Below are 17,232 nucleotides of genomic sequence, written 5' to 3' on the forward strand. Positions count from 1 at the left end.
CTTGGAGTCGTTGGCTGACTCGGTTGACTTGGAGTCGTTGGCTGACTCGGTTGGCTTGGAGTCGTTGGCTGACTCGGTTGGCTTGGAGTCGGTTCGGACGTATAATCATTACCTGGTGTGAACTCGCTAGATCCATCCTTTGGTGCAAACATGGTGTAATACTGAGTACCAAAAGATCTAGCATCGCTTGCACCCGCGCGGTTTGTTGAAATCCCTAAGTAAACATCGTGATTACCAAATGGATTTTCAAAAAGTAAGAAGTTTCTAGCATGTCCAAAATTAGCATGGCTATCATCGAAAAGCATCCAAACGGTTTGGTAGTGGAATTGCTTTTTAAGATCATCCATTGTTGTTGTATTTGGATTAATGGTTGCTAAGTTCTCGCCCCAACCATTGGCAACATTTGCTAAAGCGCGGGAAGTGGCATTCGTATCATGGCTACTTGTCCATGCATACCAATTATCCTCTTTGTAGGCATTGGCAACTTTTTGCGCGGCATTGACAGAGCCTGCATTAACCTTATAGGGTTCTTTCCCGAATTGTTGGCGAATAGGATTAATTAGGTTGGCAACGAAGAGCGAAAGTTCTTTACGTTGTGCTTCCGTTAAATTCGTAACATCAACGATTTCCTTCTTATCAGCTTCGTTAGATTTGTAAGTATTAAGCGCGCGTCCAGGTTTAGCAATTGCGTCAATATGACTGGCACTATAGGCACCTGGCTCAAATAGACTTGGCGTAAAGCCTGGTGGCAAGATAATACGATTTTCTGCCGCACTATTTGCGTTGGCCAAAGGTTTTACTTCTTCTACCTGATTAGCTGCATTGGCGGCTGCCACTTGATTAGCAACTGTCGCTTCCGCTTCTTTAACGCTTGGAGCTGATTCTTCTGAGCTAGCGCTTGCTTCCTCAACACTTGCCTTTGCTTCAGTAGCTTCTGAGCTTAAGTCCTCAGCTGATACTTCTTGCTTAGGTTCATCTTGTGATGCAAGCCCCTCAGATTCCCCCAGCTTAGTTAAGTCAGATGCAACTGATTCCGCTTCTGTTTTAGGCAAATCTTCAGTGACATCTAAATCAGTTTCAGGTGACTTATCAGCCTCAAGGGCTTTGGTGTCAACTTCTAAATCTGATTTAAGATTATCTTCAGTTGGACTTGCCTCCTTCACTTGAGTAATCTCTGGTGAACTTGCTTTAGCCACTAGAGCTGATTGTTGGTTCAAGTCAGCTGCATTAACAACAGCATTCCCAGAGCCCAAGAACATCAAGGCAGCAACCGCAACTGAGGCAGTTCCCACTTTGAGCTTACGGATCGCATAGCGATATACCGTATTGGTTAGCTTCATTTTAAAACCTCCAATAAATTTTAGTTATGCAAATATTATATCTAGTTTTTTCAGCCATCACAATGCTTCCTGCCCTTAATTCATTTTACTGAAACATTCTTAACACCTGTAAAAAAAGCCTATAAATAGCATTTAATCAAGGTTTCCGGACACTTGAAACAGTCTAAATGCCTATTTAATCTGTAACAAACAGACCTATGCATTGCAATAAATTTGCTTATACAAAAAAGGAGGTGACTAAGTATTTTTATAACAGATTTACGCCTATATAATTAGACATCTAACTAGATAAGCTAAAATTTTCAAACTCCTCCTTTAACGAAATGCAATTTCAATAAGATAACTTCGATATTGTTTGAACATTTCTATTGTCTGAGTGATAAAATATTATGATATAAGATTAGCTATATAGATTGAATATTCACGTATCCTTTACTTATGGTATCCTGCTTTTTATTACAATCAAGTTTCAGATTTGTAATTGTGTACACAATATCGATTATAAAAAAGCGCCCGCACTATGCGGGCGCTAATTCGTTAAAAGAGACTTAATTGATCTGAGTCAGGCAAGCCATTAAGGACGCCTTGTTCACTTAAGTAATCAAGAATAGTCTTAGAGACCTTGCCACGTTTCTGCAAGTCTTCCTTAGACAAGAATGGGGCTTCCTGACGGGCCTTAATAATTTGTTGCGCCACATTGGCACCCAAACCAGGTACTGCCCGGAATGGTGGAATCAGGCTATTGCCCTCAATGATAAAGCGATCAGCATCAGACTTCTCTAGACTAATCATTTGGAAGCTAAGGCCACGCTCCAACATCTCATTAGCCAATTCTAAGACCGTTAAGAGGTTCTTGTCCTTAACTGAAGCATCAAAGCCTTTATCATTGATTTCCTTGATACGACGCTTAACCATTTCCTTCCCTTGGTGCATGGCCACGATGTCAAAATCATCTGCCCGCACTGAGAAGTAAGCGGCATAGTACATAATAGGCATGTGAACCTTGAAGTAAGCAACCCGCAAGGCCATGAGGACATAGGCAGCTGCATGGGCTTTAGGGAACATATACTTAATCTTCAAACAGGAATCAATATACCATTCAGGCACCTTCTTGGCCCGCATTTCTGCCTGCCAATCCTCTGGAATCCCCTTCCCTTTACGGACGGACTCCATAATCTTGAAGGCTAAGCCGTCCTCTAAACCATAGTATATCAGGGTGACCATAATATCGTCACGACAGCCGATTACCTTAGCAAGAGGCGCAATCTTGTTCTTAATTAACTCTTGGGCATTCCCCAGCCAAACGTCGGTCCCGTGGGAGAGACCAGAAATTTGCAGCAGCTCAGCAAAGGTCGCTGGTTTGGATTCTTCCAACATACCGCGTACGAAGCCAGTCCCGAACTCAGGAATCCCTAGCGTCCCAGTTTTAGAGAAGATTTGCTCTGGTGTTACCCCTAAAACCTCGGGACTAGAAAAGATTTTCATGACATCCGGGTCGGTTGGTGGAATGGTCTTAGGATCTATCCCCGATAAGTCTTGTAACATACGAATAACGGTTGGATCATCGTGCCCCAGAATATCTAACTTGAGAACATTATCGTGAATGGAATGGAAGTCGAAGTGGGTAGTCCGCCATTCGGCTGTCACTTCATCGGCAGGATATTGAATTGGCGTAAAGTCATAGACATCCATATAGTCTGGAATTACGATAATCCCACCCGGGTGCTGACCGGTCGTGCGTTTGACCCCTTCAATCCCTTTCGCTAGACGTTCCTTCTCAGCTTGTGGTAGGAATTGTTGGGCTACTTCCAGGTAGCCTTTGACATAACCAAAGGCAGTTCGTTCGGCAACCGTCGAAATGGTTCCTGCCCGATAGACATAGTCTTCACCAAAGAGTTCCTTGGTGTAGGCGTGGGCGCGCGGTTGATAGGCCCCAGAGAAGTTCAAATCAATATCGGGTACCTTGTCGCCATAGAAGCCAAGGAAGGTTTCGAATGGGATATCCTGCCCATCCTTGTTAAGGGCGTGGCCACAGTGAGGACAGTCTTTGGCTGGCAGGTCATAACCCGAACCAACCGAACCGTCAGCAATAAACTCCGAATATTGGCAGTTTGGACAATAATAATGTGGAGCTAGAGGGTTGACCTCCGTAATACCCGTCAAGGTCGCCACTAAGGAAGAACCCACCGAACCCCGCGAACCCACGAGGTAACCGTCAGAAACCGACTTGTGGACCAACTTCTGCGAAATCAGATAAATAACGGCAAATCCATTACCAATAATGGACTTGAGTTCCTTTTCAATCCGCTTCTCTACAATCTCAGGCAGAGGATCCCCATAGAGCTCTCTGGCTCGTTTATAGGAGAGTTCCGTAATCTCTTCATTGGCGCCTGGAATATTTGGCGTATAGAGTTTGTCCTTGATAACTTCGACTTCTTCCACCATATCCGCGATCTTCTGAGGATTTGTGATGACAAGCTCATAGGCTAAGTCCCGTCCCATAAATTCGAATTCTGCCATCATCTCATCTGTCGTGCGGAAATGAACAGGCGGTAGATGCAAGGTCCGATTAGCATTAATCTTCATGGAACGCAAGAGAATTTCGCGGTAAATGGCATCCTTAGGTTCCAAGTAGTGAACATCACCTGTCGCCACTACTAGCTTGTTCTTGTCTTGACCCAGTCGCACCATTTCTTTCATGATGGTTTCTAAGTCAGCTTCGCTACGAATTAATTCCGTCTCGATCAAGGGACCATAGACAGACTTAGGTTGGAGCTCAATGTAATCGTAAAAATCCACCAGTTTCTCCGCTTCATCGTACCCCTTTTGCATCATGGCAGTATAGACTTCCCCATTGGAACAAGCTGTCCCAACTAAGAGATTGTCCCGATACTTGGTCAACAAGCTGCGTGGAATACGGGGTTCACGGAAGAAGTATTGAACGTTGGAGGCAGAAATTAACTTAAAGAGATCTTTAAGCCCTTCTTGGTTTTTAGCAATCAAGGTGGCATGGAAAGGTCGAGCCTGTTTATAGCTGTCCCCTTTCCCTACTTGTTCATTTAGCTGGTCATGACGGACCATACCATATTGTTCTTTGGCTTGATCCAATAGCTTGTAGCAGACATAACCAGTTGTCTCAGAGTCGTAAACGGCCCGGTGATGTTGTTCCAAGGTCACGCCATAATGCTTAGCCAAGATATTCAAACGATGGGAACGCATGTCAGGGTTAACCAAACGTGATAACTCCAGCGTATCAATAACTGGCTGATCAGACACTGACATACCCAAACGCGCATAGGTCTTATTGAGGAAGCCCATATCAAAGCTCGCATTGTGAGCCACGAGAATGGTATCTTTGGAAAATTTAGCGAAGCGCGCCATGACCTCTGCTTCTGGTGGCGCATCGGCTAACATAGCGTCCGTGATCCCAGTCAATTCGGTAATCATGGCCGACAAATGATAACCCGGATTGATAAAGGCTTCAAAGGTATCAATGACCTCGCCATCCCGCATTTTAACCGCGGCTAGCTCAATGATGCGGTCATAGACAGAAGACAGACCCGTGGTCTCCACGTCAAAGACAACATAGGTCGCCTGATCTAAGTCAATGGCTTGCGGATTATAGGCAATCGGTTCACCGTCATTGACCACATTGGCTTCAATCCCGTAGAGAACCTTAATGCCATGTTTCTTACCTGCCGCATAGGCATCAGGAAAGGCCTGAGCGCCCGCATGGTCGGTAATGGCAATGGCTGAATGACCCCAGGCAGCTGCTTGGGCGATCAAGTCACCAACCTTGTTGGTGGCATCCATTTGACTCATATTAGAGTGCAGATGGAGCTCAATCCGTTTGGCACCGTCTACCCCCTGGTCTTGGCGGGAGGCCTTGGAGATTTTGCGAATACTACGCGGCGAGAAGTCCATCTCTCCCGTAAAGTTATCAGCCTTAAGGCTACCTTCCAGACGGACCCAATCCCCCTTCTTGAAGAGGCCAAAGGATTCCTTCTTAATGTTACGCCCTGCCATCAGTTTAGCCGTAATGGAGGAAGTATAGTCGGTCACCTTCATAATCATGAGCTGAGAACCTGAGCGAAGCTCACGGACCTCATAGTCAAAAATATAGCCTTCAATGATCTGATTAAAGGGATTGTCGTAGACTTCCTGAATCGAAATGGCTGGCGTATCGGGGATGTCCTTACCAATTTGAGGAATGTCGGTGTTCTCTACGACCACCTTGCTTTGTTCTTGGCGTCGTTGTTCTAATTGAGCCAGTTCTTGCCGCTCGCGCTCCACCTCAGAGGCTAGATGTTGTTGAGCCTGAAGCTTAGCCTGCTCGCTGGCCTGATCATCTACCAGATAGACTAGATCCCAGTCATTCAATTGGTTTTGGGCCAGTTTGAGTTTGAAGGCTTGGTCATAGCGGGTTTTAACCACCTGGACCTGGTCTTCAGTGGCTAAACCTACTTGAATTTGGCCATCCTTGACCTGATAAGTAGCATTAGCCAAAGCGCGCTTAATAAAGCTCGATTCCTGTCCCATTACCCCTAAAATGGATTGCCAGTAATCTAGCATTTGACTCTCATCTAGTTTAGTCGGTGCTTGATAATTCCACCAGACTTCAGTCTTGGCAATGCCCTCGAAGGCTAAACGCATATGGTGCATAAGGGCTTCATAGACGTGGGGATGGAGGCGTTCAACCTGACTTAAGGTAAAATGCCATTCCCCAGACTTAGCATGAACCTTAACCGATTCAATCTGAGTCTGGGCCAGTTGGGCCAGCATGTCTGCGTCCTGCAGCCCAATTTGGTCCAATAGATGTTCAAATAATTGGCGATTCTTGGCCATAAGTTCCCTCCGTCCACGGTGATTTACATACCCTCTTATTATAGCATAAGCCCCCTTTAAAATCACCTGAGGGCCATGCTAAAAAAGAGACCTACCCTCGGTAGATCTCTTACTCAAAATTATGGTTGGAAGAGTCGGCTGATATCATTCCAGGTGACCGCCAGCATAAATGCCACTAAGATTAGGGCTCCAATAATGGTTAAAATCCCTTCTTTTTCTTGAGATAGGGGCTTGCCTCGCACACCCTCAATGGCATTAAGCACAATCTTACCTCCATCCAAGGCAGGAATTGGCAACAGGTTGAAGGCGCCAATATTGGCTGACAGCAAACCGGTTAGAACTAGCACTGGCATGAAACCCTGAGAAGCTGCTTCAGAGGTAATCTTGGCAATTGCCACAGGCCCACCGAACTGATTGAGGTTGAGGCCACGAAGGAAGATACCCACAATTGCTGCCGCTACACCCGTGATTTGAGACCAAGTTGCGGTGAAGCCATAAGCAATTTTTGCCCAGATATCTTGAGTTACTGGTTGCGCTACGCCAATTCGCCCAATCGTTGCTTGTTCCACTTGGTCAGCCCGGATAGCAACTGGTAATGTCAAGTCTTGGTCACCGCGATGGACAGAGAAATCTACCGTTTGACCTGGCTTGGATTGAATGGCTTGCACCATTTGACGCCAGTTGGAAACCTTAGTTTGACCAATAGCATCAATCCGGTCACCTGCCTGCAGACCCGCTTGGGCTGCAGGAGAATCTGGTTCAATATAACCTAAGACATTGGCCTCAACCGGTACTCCACCTGGGCGGACAAAGGCCACCACAACAAAGATCAAAATAGAAAGAATAAAGTTATTCATCGGTCCCGCTACATTGGTCATGAACTTAGCCCATGGCTTAGCAGCGCCATAAGTGACTTGGCGCGGCGCCACTTGGATACTAGACCCGTCTGCTTCAATGATGCGGGCCTTGTGGTCTACATGATAGGTTACCAAGTCTTGACTGCCTAGCGGTAAGCCTGTAATAGTCATGGCATCCGTTAAATCCAACTGATCCACTTGCACTGGTACTTCGTCTTCAAGGGCCACTTTCGAGGTATTAATGCGGGTCACTAGCCCGGCTTCATTCAAGACAAGGCCTACTTGCATACCGGCTTGAACTGCATCTTGATCCTCACCTAGCCCTGCTAGACGAACATAGCCTCCCAAGGGAATCATGCGAATGGTATAGAGTACGCCGTCCTTGCCCTGATGGCTGAAGAGCTTAGGCCCCATCCCAATGGCAAATTCGCGCACTAGGATACCAGCCTTACGGGCAAAGTAAAAATGGCCGAATTCATGAATACTTACGATCACGGTAAAAACAAGTAAAAATACAATCAATGCTTGCATGGTCAACATCCTTTATCTATTTCAATTCAAAAATTTACTTAACTTAACCTCTTAAATATACCCTAATTAGGCCCATAATGCAAAAATAGTCAACCAAACTCAAAGGATAGAGTTTGGTTGACATGAGCACTATTTTAACCAGTTAAACCAGGTCATGAGTAGAAAACTGGTAAAAAGGGTTGAATCAAAGCGATCTAAGACCCCGCCATGGCCCGGCAGGAACTTGCCAGAGTCCTTGACCCCAAAATGCCGCTTAAAGGCTGACTCTACCAAATCTCCTAGCTGACCTAAAACTGACAAGGCCATGGCCAGTAAAATATAGTGCTCTGATCCCCCCAAATGTGGATCGAAGAAGTAATTATAGAGCACTGCGATGACGACCGCACTGGCAATCCCCCCCAGCGAGCCTTCAATGGTCTTATTAGGACTCAATTGAGGCGCTAGCTTATGCTTGCCGAAACGTCGGCCAACGATATAAGCCCCAGAATCCGTTGCAAAAATAATTGCAAATTGGAAAATAACTAAGTCCAAACTAATTTGTCGTAATTCAATCAAGTAACGGAAGCCATAGCCAATGTAGAGGGCACCAAAAATCAAAAGAGCTGCTTCTTCAATGTTGAAGGTCTTGTACTCGTAGACCGTCAGGACTAGAAGCAACATACAGCAAATATAGAAGAGATAGGTAAATTTAAGACCTGGAATCAAGGCAGATTGATAGTTACTGGGCAGTATCATTAGGGCAACCGCAATGGTTGCAATGACCCCGACCAAGTTGAAGTATTCAATCTTCTTCATATTGGCGAGTTCAAATAAGGCCATAACCCCTAAAATTAAGAACATGCCCGTAAAAACCTTGCCCCCTACCACCACAACCGGAATCAGGACGGCCAAGGCCGCTAGGGCGCTGATTACTCTTACTTTCATTCAGTATCCAACACCTTTCCAAATCGTCGTTGTCGGCTGGCATAGACCGCTAGGGCTTGGTCAAAATCGCCTTCATCAAAATCAGGCCACAAACGTTCAGTGAAATAGAACTCACTATAAGCCGCCTGCCAGAGTAGGAAGTTGCTGAGACGCTCTTCCCCACTGGTCCGGATAATCAAGTCCGGATTGGCTAATGAACCAAACTTGGCAGTTTCTAAATTTTGGCCAATTAAGTCAGGGGTGATGTCTTCCGGCTTCAAAGTGCCCTCAGCTACCTGACGGGCTAAAGTCTGAACCGCATGGCAAATTTCGTCTTGAGAGCCATAGTTGATGGCAAAGTTCAAAATCAGGCCAGTACAATGAGCCGTATCGGCAATAGCTTGCTTGAGGACCTTGCGAGTGGCTTCTGGCAGTCCTTCCAAGTCACCAATGGTCTCTACCCGCACATTCTGTTCCAATAACTCAGGCACAAACTTGGCAAAAAACTCCTTAGGCAACTTCATCAAGAAGCTGACTTCTTGTTCAGGTCGTTTCCAGTTCTCAGTTGAGAAGGCATAGACCGTCAGCATCTTAACGCCCAATTGATTAGCACGTTTAGTGATTTTCTTAATGGTATCGACACCTTTTTTATGCCCTGCTACCCGAGGTAGGAAGCGTTTCTTAGCCCATCGGCCATTTCCATCCATAATGAGCGCAACGTGCGCAGGTACCTTACTTAAGTCAGCCATGCCAAGCCCTCCTGTCTTCAAATTCCACTATATTATAACAAACTCTGCCTCTGATTGAAACGATTTAAACTAAAAATCCCCTCTGAAACTATCAGAAGGGATTTGATCATTAAACAACTGATTCTTTTCGCAAGTCGGCCTGTTGCTGACGATTTAAGAAATTACCGGTCACCATGGTGGACTGGACCACATTAATGAAGGCCTGGGAATCAACTGAAAGCACTGCTTGCTGCAAATCATAGAGTTCATAACGACTTAAGACTACCATTAGGACTTGCTTGGGCTGATGCGAAAAGGCGCCCTGCCCTTCTAAGAGAGTGACGCCACGGATGACCCGCTCCTGAATGGCCTTGACCACTTGGTTAGGGTCTTGGCAAATCACAAAAGCAGTCAAACGTTGCTCACCTGTATGGATAGCATCAATGACCATACCCGCAATAAAGATGGCAATGCAACTGTAGAGAGCATATTCCCAACTGTTAAGAAAACCAGCTCCAACTATGACCAAACCATTGGTCAAAAAGGACATAAAGCCGACATTGCGCCCTGTTTTCTTAGCAATCAAGAGGGCAATAATATCAAAGCCTCCACTGGACATACCAAACTTGATCAAGAGGCCAACCCCGATACCCGAAATCACCCCACCAGCGATTGCAGCTAACAAGGTATTATCGGTCACTTGTTGAATCGGCACCCAGTTACTTACCAAGGTGGACAGGAAAATACTGGTCACGGTCAAGATAGAAAAGCGACGTCCCAAATAGAGCCAACTCAAAATCATCAAGGGAATATTGAGAATAAAATAGAGATTACCGGCCGTTAAGAGATTTGCTAAGGGAGTATCCTTGAAGATGGCCAAGATAATTTGCGCCAAGCCAGGCACGCCATTAGAAAAAATCAGATTAGGAACATAGAATAAGTTGAGGGCAACTGCAAAACATAGGGCTGAAAGCCATAATACGACACCGGACAGGATTCTTTGTCCTTGACTGGAGCGAACAAAAGACGTCAGCATGAAGTTTTACACCTCAGCAGAAGGTCCTAAACCAGCAGTTAAGGCTTCTACCATATCCTTCGCAATAGCTGAACCATAGACAATGGTTTCATAGAGCGGTTGTGGGTCCACGCTAGCCCGCATCAAGTTACGTTGGAAGATTTCCCCATCGCCCGCTAAATAAAGGGCAAAATAACCGGTACGAGTTTCATTTAATTCGTTAATCAATTCCAAGGCTTGCGCACGTTGCTTATAGTCTTTCAACATGTGAACATGGCGGTAGATGACTTGAGCATCACAATATGGTAAATCTGAATTTTGAACAATGACTTCCACAATCAAGTCCCGAACTGGGGTTACACCAAAACGGAAACGATAGAGATGGTGGCCTCCTTCAATCTCCAAGTATTCAGCTGGTAGTTCTTTCTCAGCAATGAGTTTGTCGAAATTTTCCTTGATAATAGACATAGAGCTTCCTCCTCAATTTGACTTTCAATACTCTTATAGTGTACCACGTTTGCTAGGACTTTTCATCTGTAAGTAAAGCACCTAGATAAGAAAAAGTCCACCATTAGGCGGACTTTGATTCTCTTGATTATTGACGAACCTTCATTTGGGCCATGATTTGTTGAACCTTCTTCTTAGATGGTTTTTGACCCATTGAAGCCATCATTTGCGTAATCATGCGCTCATCAATTGGTGGGTTTTCCTTAAAGTATTTCATCATGTAACGGCGCGCCATAAAGAAGCCACCAACAAATCCACCGATTAAGGCGACTACGACAATGATTAACCAAATCCATGTTTGCACTGCCTTCTCCTCACTTTCTTTTCATATTACTCTTCTATTTTACACAACTTTCCGTCAAAAGCCTAGTCTAATCTTCTAAATGACGGTTATGAATTTTCTTTTCTTTTTGAATCTGTTTGAGTTTGTCAGGGGTCACATCGGTCCCCTCTTGGTCGACAATCTTCATACCTTCAATATGATTGCGCATGCCATGGCGTAAGCTAGCCAAGTATTCTTGGCGTAAAGCCGCTTGTTCTTGGGCTTCTTCAGGGTTTAAACCCTCACTTTTCTTCTTACGTGCTAAGACATTGATGCGCTCAATTTTTTCTGGTGATAACATTAGACACCTCCACGAACATTCGTTTGCATTTTGATTGATAAGTGTGCTATAATAGGCTTAAGATATAAGGAAGGTGAGGACATGACGACATTATCCACTAAGCAATTAACCATACTCTCATGTATCCATGAGGCCATTGAAGCCAACGGCTATCCCCCTACTGTTCGGGAAATCGGTGCAGCAGTAGGACTTGCTTCTACTTCAACTGTACACGGCCATCTAGCACGTTTAGAACGGGCTGGTTATATTATTCGTGACGCCAGCAAGACTCGAGCCATCGAACTTTCTCCCCTAGCCCAGGAAGCCTTGGGCATCCAGCCCCAACAAATTCCCTTGCTAGGTCAAGTAGCCGCAGGTGCGCCTATTCTGGCCATTGAACATGCCACAGATTACTACCCTATCCCACCTGGCCTAGAGCGCTATGAACCTAGCGAACTCTTCATGCTAGAGATTAAGGGTGAATCCATGGTTAATATTGGGATTCTAGATGGAGATTACATTACAGTCCGCCGTCAAGCAAGCGCCAATAATGGTGACGTCGTAGTTGCTATGACCGAGGATAATGAAGCCACCTGTAAGACCTTCTTCAAGAAGTCCGATCACGTCATCTTACGGCCAGAAAATGACCACATGGACGATATCATTCTGCCTCAGGTGACCATCCTGGGTAAGGTTGTCTCCCTTTACCGTTATTTCTAAGTCTCTTAAAGCCATGCCCTCAGTCTATGACTGGGGGCATATTTTTGATGCTTTTAGTATTGCATTAAAGCCTTGTAGTCGTAGCCTGCTAATTTTTCTTTCCCGTTTAAGTCAACGAGTTCAATTAGGAAGGCACAACCAACGACAACGCCGCCTAATTTTTCAACTAGGTCGATAGAGGCTTTAATGGTCCCACCTGTTGCCAAGAGGTCATCGGTGATGAGGACACGTTGGCCTGGTTTAATGGCGTCTTCGTGCATGGTTAAAGTTGCGGTACCATACTCCAATTCATAGTCCACATCAACTGTTGGACGAGGCAATTTGCCTTTCTTACGGACTGGGGCAAAACCAATCTCTAATTCATAGGCAACTGGGCAGCCCACGATAAAGCCACGCGCTTCTGGACCTACAATCACATCCACTTGTAATTCACGGGCGTAGTCCACTAATTGTTTGACTGATTCGTGGTAAGCTGGACCGTCTGCCATGAGAGGGGTAATATCACGGAAAACAATGCCTTCTTTTGGATAGTCCATGACTTTAGCAATATAATTCTTCAATTCCATTATGACTTAACTCCTAATTTTTTAACATATTCTTTTATTTGATCGAGGGTGGCAAAGACTAAGGCTTCTTCGCTGTCCATAGCGGCTTGATAAGCTCGGTAGGCAACCGTTTCTTCCAAGTTAGTGTTCTGATGGCGACTAGCGTCTTGTATTGCCACTTGCCCCTCTTCAATTGATACAAAACCTGCTTCATAGAAGACATGAAACATTAATTTGAGTTGAACTGGATTAATGGCCAGTCCTTGGCTGATTTCTGCTAACCTAGCCCGCAAATTGAAGGGCTCCTGGCTGACTAACCAGCGATAAAGCTTAGCGAAGTCAGCCCTTTGTGGCAGACCTGCCAAATATTTGGATTCTTGGGCATAGAGCACCAAGTAGAAGGCCTGCCAGTCCTGAGCAAGTACCAGCTGGTCGAAATCCAACATTTGCTTGGGTGGCTCTAAGAGCACTAGGCCTTGATAATGGGTAAGATTGGCTCCTTGAACTTCTTGATAGGTCATCAGAGCAGAGCCAGGCTGAAGGCGAGAAGAAACTTGAGCCTTAACTGCCTCGCGCTGACATACATAGACCACTTGATCCAGCTGCCAGAGACGACCTTGTTGGCCACTTGCCCGCCAATCATACCAGGCAGCACCTGAGACCCCAATATCAGACAGGAGTAGCTGAGGGCTGATTCGATTTTGCCATTTGTTCAAATCCAAATGGCCTACGGCTGTCAGGCTATCTCCCACTTGTCGATCTCGCATGCGATCAGCAAAATCAAAACCGATAGCATTAAGCTCTTGCCCATCCTGGCCTAGGACTAGCTTAGCATGCTGGCCATTAGTCCCAATCAAACGCATTTGGTTGATCTTAGCATCATCAATGGCAAAGACTGGCTTATCATTATCCATACCGAAGGGACCCAGTAACTGGACTTCTTGGATGAAGTCAGTCCCTATTTCCGACAGCTTTAAGGACAAATCAATGGTCAAGGGCGCTTTTCTAGGCTCACTTTCTGCTTGAGCTTGAGCCTTGGCCTGCAAGGCTGCCACAAAGTCTTGCCATTGATCTTGATTAACTGTCATACCTGCCGCCTGGGCATGACCACCAAATTGGGCCAGATTCTCCTTAATATCGGTCAACCAGTCAAAGAGATGGACAGCTTCTGTAGAGCGGCCACTCCCCTTGTATTGGCCTTTATCTGCCTGATACTGGAAGATGAGGGCTGGACGCTGGTAGTGTTCGCTCAAGCGGCCGGCCACAATCCCAACAACCCCAGCAGGCCAGCTAGGATCTGACTCAATAATAATATGAGGAATTGGCCCCTGACCCAGTCTTTGGCTAACCTGATCCATAATATTAGCAACCAAGTCCTTACGTTCTTGGTTTTTTTCGTTAATTAAGGCTAATAGCTCTTGGGCTTCTTCCTCATCCTGGGTTTTGAGCAGTTCCAAGGCTGGCGTCGGATCGCCCAAACGGCCAATGGCATTAAGACGAGGCCCGATGGTAAAACCAATTGTATCGGCCGTCATGTTTTCCATATCGACTTGCTCTTCTTCCAGCATTAATCGCAAGCCAATGCGCATGGTATCGCGCATAAGCTGGAGACCACTCAGAACAAGGGTCCGATTTTCGTCACGCAGGGAGACTACGTCACTGACTGTCCCAATGGCTGCTAATTCCACTAACTCAGTTGGTACTTCGCCTAATAAGGCTGTGGCCAACTTCAGGGCCACCCCTGCCCCACTCAAATCTGGGAAGGGGTAATGGCCTTGTGGATGTCTGGGGTGAACCACAGCATAGGCTGAAGGCAAGGTGGCTTGGACCTCATGGTGGTCCGTCACAATGACATCCACACCAGCCTGCATAGCCCATTCGATGGCTTCAAAACCTGCCACCCCATTATCGCAAGTCAAAATCAACTGAACACCTTGGTCCACAAAGTCCTGGTAGCGAGCCAAATTAGGCCCATAACCATCTACCAGACGATTGGGCACATAGTAAATAACACGCGCACCCAACATCTCCAAGGTCTCATAGAGAATCAGAGTAGAGGTAATGCCATCAGCATCATAGTCACCGTAAATTAAGATGACTTCTTGATCCTCAATGGCTGTTTGGATTCTTTCCACAGCGCGTTCCATGTCATAAAGTAGGAAAGCATCGTGGAAGGTTTGGGGCATCTGATTAGTCGCGTTCTTGATTTCTTCCAAAGTCTCAAGTCCACGCGCCAAACATAGCCGCAGAAAAGTGTCACTATAGCCTAAACCGGCTTGCTGCCATTCAGCCACCTTGTCTTGCCAATCGTCCGGCAAGCTTCGGTAGTGCCACTCATAGTGTGTCAAGTTCATGCTCTACCCCCTCGAAACCTGAGGATCCTCATCATCTTGCAAACTCTCTTCAAATTCATCCACACTGTCTTCAAGTTCTTGGGCTGATTGGTCCAAATCAAGCTCTAAGTCACTGGTCTCTTCTTGCGATTGGCTCTGAGACTGGGCTTCAAGCTGTGCCTTCAAATCGGCTAAGGCTTCTTGAAGACTCGCAATTTCTTGATTCTTTTCTTCAAGATTAGCCTGATATTGGGCTTCTAATTCCGCCTTAGTCGTCTCAAAATTAGACTGTTCTTTGGTAAGGGCTTCGCGCTCCTTATTTAGGTTCTTAATGGCTGTACGATTGGCCATATGACTGGATAAAGAAGACAAGAAACCAATTAAGAGACCAAAGAGAATCGAAATCAATAAGACTAAGACCATAGGCATCTGAGCTTGGAAGAAGAGGAAGGTTACCTGCACGTTGTTAACGTTCTGTAGGGCGAAGATTACCACTAGAATAACCGCACAGACACCTAAAATTAATTTCCATTGTTGACGCATAGCTATTCCTCCTTCAAATTAAACAAGCGGGCGGCTAAGAAATCTCCAGCCTGTGGGAATAAGCCATAGAGCTTTGAAGCAAAGGCTAACTGCCAAGGCAGATTTAATTCTCGTTTGACATGCTTGCGTTTCATATTGGCTACAATGCGACTAGCCAGCTCATCTGCTTCAAGACTGAAGGCCTCGACTACTTGGGCGTAGGCTAGCATTTGTGGCGAACGATCAAAGAAAGCTGTCTTAACTGGGCCTGGATTGATGGTGGAGACTTGAATAGGTGTCTCATAGAGTTCCAGTCTCAAGGCGTCAGCATAAGCAATTATAGCCGCCTTAGAAGCTGCATAAGCACTAGTCATAGCGGTCGGGATTTTCCCCGCAATAGAGCCTACTAAGTGAATTTGACCTGGGCCACCTTGGTTTAACTGCTGGATAGCCACCAACTGGCTCAAGTACATCATGCCGAAGACATTGACTTGGAACATATCCACCACTTGCTGAGGTTGATTTTCCGAGAAGGCTTGGAAATCTCCGTAACCCGCATTACTGAAGAGAATGTCAATACGACCAAAGGCTTCAAGTGTCGCCTCAACTAGTGTCTCAATAGCTTGAGGCTGAGACATATCCGTTACCTGAACTAGAACCTCTGTACCCCACTGCTCTTCTAGTTCCTGAGCAAGGGCCTGCAAGAGGTCCTGACGTCTGGCAGCCAATACTAACTTACAGCCTTCTTGGGCCAATTGGTGGGCCACAGCTTGTCCAATACCACTAGTCGCACCAGTGATGATCACGACTTGCTTATCTAAGTTTCTTGACATGAGCTATCTCCTCCTATCACATCAAACTCATCAAAGTCATAAACCAGTCTCGCTCCTTCAAAAATACGGCGCGCTTGGTCTTCTAATTGCTTGGCGTCTCTTCCCATATAGCGGGCGCTAATATGGGTTAGATAGAGGGCTTTGACATTACTTGCCCGGGCCACTTGAGCGGCCTGACGGCTGGTCGAATGGTGATAGGACGCAGCCATTCGGGCTTCACTTTCTTCAAAGGTACATTCGTGTACTAAAGCATCAGCATCTTGAGCCAGTTCTTGAATAGCATCACAGGTCTTGGTATCTCCAAGGATAGTGACTACTCTTCCCTCTCTAGCTGGCGCTAGAAAATCCTGTCCGTTAAGGACGGTGCCATCCGCCAAGGTGACAGTCTCACCGCGTTTGAGCTGACCAAAAATCGGCCCATTAGGAATCTGATACTGAGCCAAACGATCTACTAAGAGCTCGCCACTGGTTCTTGGCTCCATGATTCGGTAGCCAAAACTTAGAATACCATGGTTGAGTGCTTGATAATCAACTAACCAGCCCTTACCTAAATCCAAACGCCCTCCTTTAGGTGACAGTTCGACGATTTCTAAAGGATATAAGAGGCGCGATTTAGACAAGCGCAAGGCTGATTCGACAAAGTCCTTAATACCCGGTGGCCCATATAGGGTCAAGGGCTGGTCGCCCCCCTGGAAGGAACGCGAGCTAAGGAAACCAGGCAGACCAAAGATATGGTCGCCATGTAGGTGGGTAATGAAAATCTTGGTGATTTTGCGAGGTTTGAGGGAGGTTTCTAAAATTTGATGCTGGGTGGCTTCACCACAATCAAATAGCCAAACCTCATTGAGTTCATCAAGGAGTTTGAGGGCTAGAGCACTCACATTACGATTGCGGCTTGGGACACCCGCCCCAGTACCTAAAAATAATAACTTCATGCTCATTTCCTTTCTG

At 46.0% G+C, this 17,232-nt stretch carries 15 protein-coding genes; 1 reads left to right on the forward strand and 14 read right to left on the reverse strand.

All coding sequences use genetic code 11. From position 1 onward, the window contains the following. From RWO08_RS04340 to RWO08_RS04380, 9 genes are all read right to left on the reverse strand, one after another. On the reverse strand, positions 1–1,340 hold a 1,340-nt coding region (locus tag RWO08_RS04340; protein WP_314211307.1), incomplete at its 3' end, for an SEC10/PgrA surface exclusion domain-containing protein. A gap of 537 nt (positions 1,341–1,877) precedes the next feature. Continuing rightward, on the reverse strand, positions 1,878–6,185 hold the full coding sequence (locus RWO08_RS04345) for a PolC-type DNA polymerase III (protein ID WP_314211308.1): 4,308 nt from the start codon (positions 6,183–6,185) through the stop codon (positions 1,878–1,880). A 119-nt stretch (positions 6,186–6,304) separates the two neighbouring features. After that, positions 6,305–7,573 carry an RIP metalloprotease RseP gene (gene rseP, locus RWO08_RS04350; protein ID WP_314211309.1) on the reverse strand — a complete coding sequence of 423 codons (1,269 nt, stop codon included), beginning with the start codon at positions 7,571–7,573 and terminating at the stop codon, positions 6,305–6,307. Positions 7,574–7,702: 129 nt separating this feature from the next. Continuing rightward, complete coding sequence (locus tag RWO08_RS04355; RefSeq protein ID WP_291428208.1) at positions 7,703–8,497, reverse strand: phosphatidate cytidylyltransferase; 795 nt, start codon at positions 8,495–8,497, stop codon at positions 7,703–7,705. After that, a complete protein-coding gene (locus tag RWO08_RS04360; RefSeq protein WP_291454122.1) occupies positions 8,494–9,225 on the reverse strand; it encodes an isoprenyl transferase in 732 nt (243 codons plus the stop codon). The genes RWO08_RS04355 and RWO08_RS04360 overlap by 4 nt, the downstream gene beginning before the upstream one ends. A 109-nt stretch (positions 9,226–9,334) precedes the next feature. Next, the gene (locus RWO08_RS04365; RefSeq protein WP_314211310.1) at positions 9,335–10,240 is read right to left on the reverse strand and encodes a YitT family protein; all 906 of its coding nucleotides are present in this window, start codon (positions 10,238–10,240) and stop codon (positions 9,335–9,337) included. Positions 10,241–10,246: 6 nt separating this feature from the next. Further along, on the reverse strand, positions 10,247–10,687 hold the full coding sequence (locus RWO08_RS04370) for a hypothetical protein (protein WP_023392017.1): 441 nt from the start codon (positions 10,685–10,687) through the stop codon (positions 10,247–10,249). A 127-nt stretch (positions 10,688–10,814) separates the two neighbouring features. Next, the gene (locus tag RWO08_RS04375; RefSeq protein WP_023392016.1) at positions 10,815–11,030 is read right to left on the reverse strand and encodes a YneF family protein; all 216 of its coding nucleotides are present in this window, start codon (positions 11,028–11,030) and stop codon (positions 10,815–10,817) included. A 67-nt stretch (positions 11,031–11,097) separates the two neighbouring features. Further along, complete coding sequence (locus tag RWO08_RS04380; protein ID WP_291429603.1) at positions 11,098–11,349, reverse strand: DUF896 family protein; 252 nt, start codon at positions 11,347–11,349, stop codon at positions 11,098–11,100. 81 nt (positions 11,350–11,430) lie between these two features. On the opposite strand from RWO08_RS04380, the gene lexA reads away from it, so the two are divergent. Then, positions 11,431–12,048 (forward strand): transcriptional repressor LexA, encoded by a 618-nt coding sequence (gene lexA / locus RWO08_RS04385; protein ID WP_023392014.1) that lies wholly within the window; start codon positions 11,431–11,433, stop codon positions 12,046–12,048. A gap of 53 nt (positions 12,049–12,101) precedes the next feature. On the opposite strand, the gene RWO08_RS04390 is transcribed toward lexA, so the two are convergent. Genes RWO08_RS04390 through rnz form a run of 5 tightly spaced genes read right to left on the reverse strand, consistent with a single transcriptional unit; the run spans position 12,102 to position 17,216 of the window. After that, complete coding sequence (locus RWO08_RS04390) at positions 12,102–12,614, reverse strand: adenine phosphoribosyltransferase (protein ID WP_023392013.1); 513 nt, start codon at positions 12,612–12,614, stop codon at positions 12,102–12,104. After that, entirely contained in the window at positions 12,614–14,947 is a 2,334-nt protein-coding gene (gene recJ / locus RWO08_RS04395; protein WP_314211311.1) for a single-stranded-DNA-specific exonuclease RecJ, read from the reverse strand. The genes RWO08_RS04390 and recJ overlap by 1 nt, the downstream gene beginning before the upstream one ends. A 3-nt stretch (positions 14,948–14,950) precedes the next feature. After that, positions 14,951–15,469: a lipopolysaccharide assembly protein LapA domain-containing protein gene (locus tag RWO08_RS04400; RefSeq protein WP_314211312.1), complete on the reverse strand. Its 519-nt coding sequence runs from the start codon at positions 15,467–15,469 to the stop codon at positions 14,951–14,953. A gap of 2 nt (positions 15,470–15,471) precedes the next feature. After that, positions 15,472–16,281, reverse strand: coding sequence for an SDR family oxidoreductase (locus RWO08_RS04405; protein WP_314211313.1), 810 nt, complete (start codon positions 16,279–16,281; stop codon positions 15,472–15,474). Next, entirely contained in the window at positions 16,266–17,216 is a 951-nt protein-coding gene (gene rnz, locus RWO08_RS04410) for a ribonuclease Z (protein ID WP_291430959.1), read from the reverse strand. The genes RWO08_RS04405 and rnz overlap by 16 nt, the downstream gene beginning before the upstream one ends. Positions 17,217–17,232 lie beyond the last annotated feature (16 nt).

The sequence above is a fragment of the uncultured Abiotrophia sp. genome, from assembly GCF_963520105.1.
GTDB lineage: Bacteria > Bacillota > Bacilli > Lactobacillales > Aerococcaceae > Abiotrophia.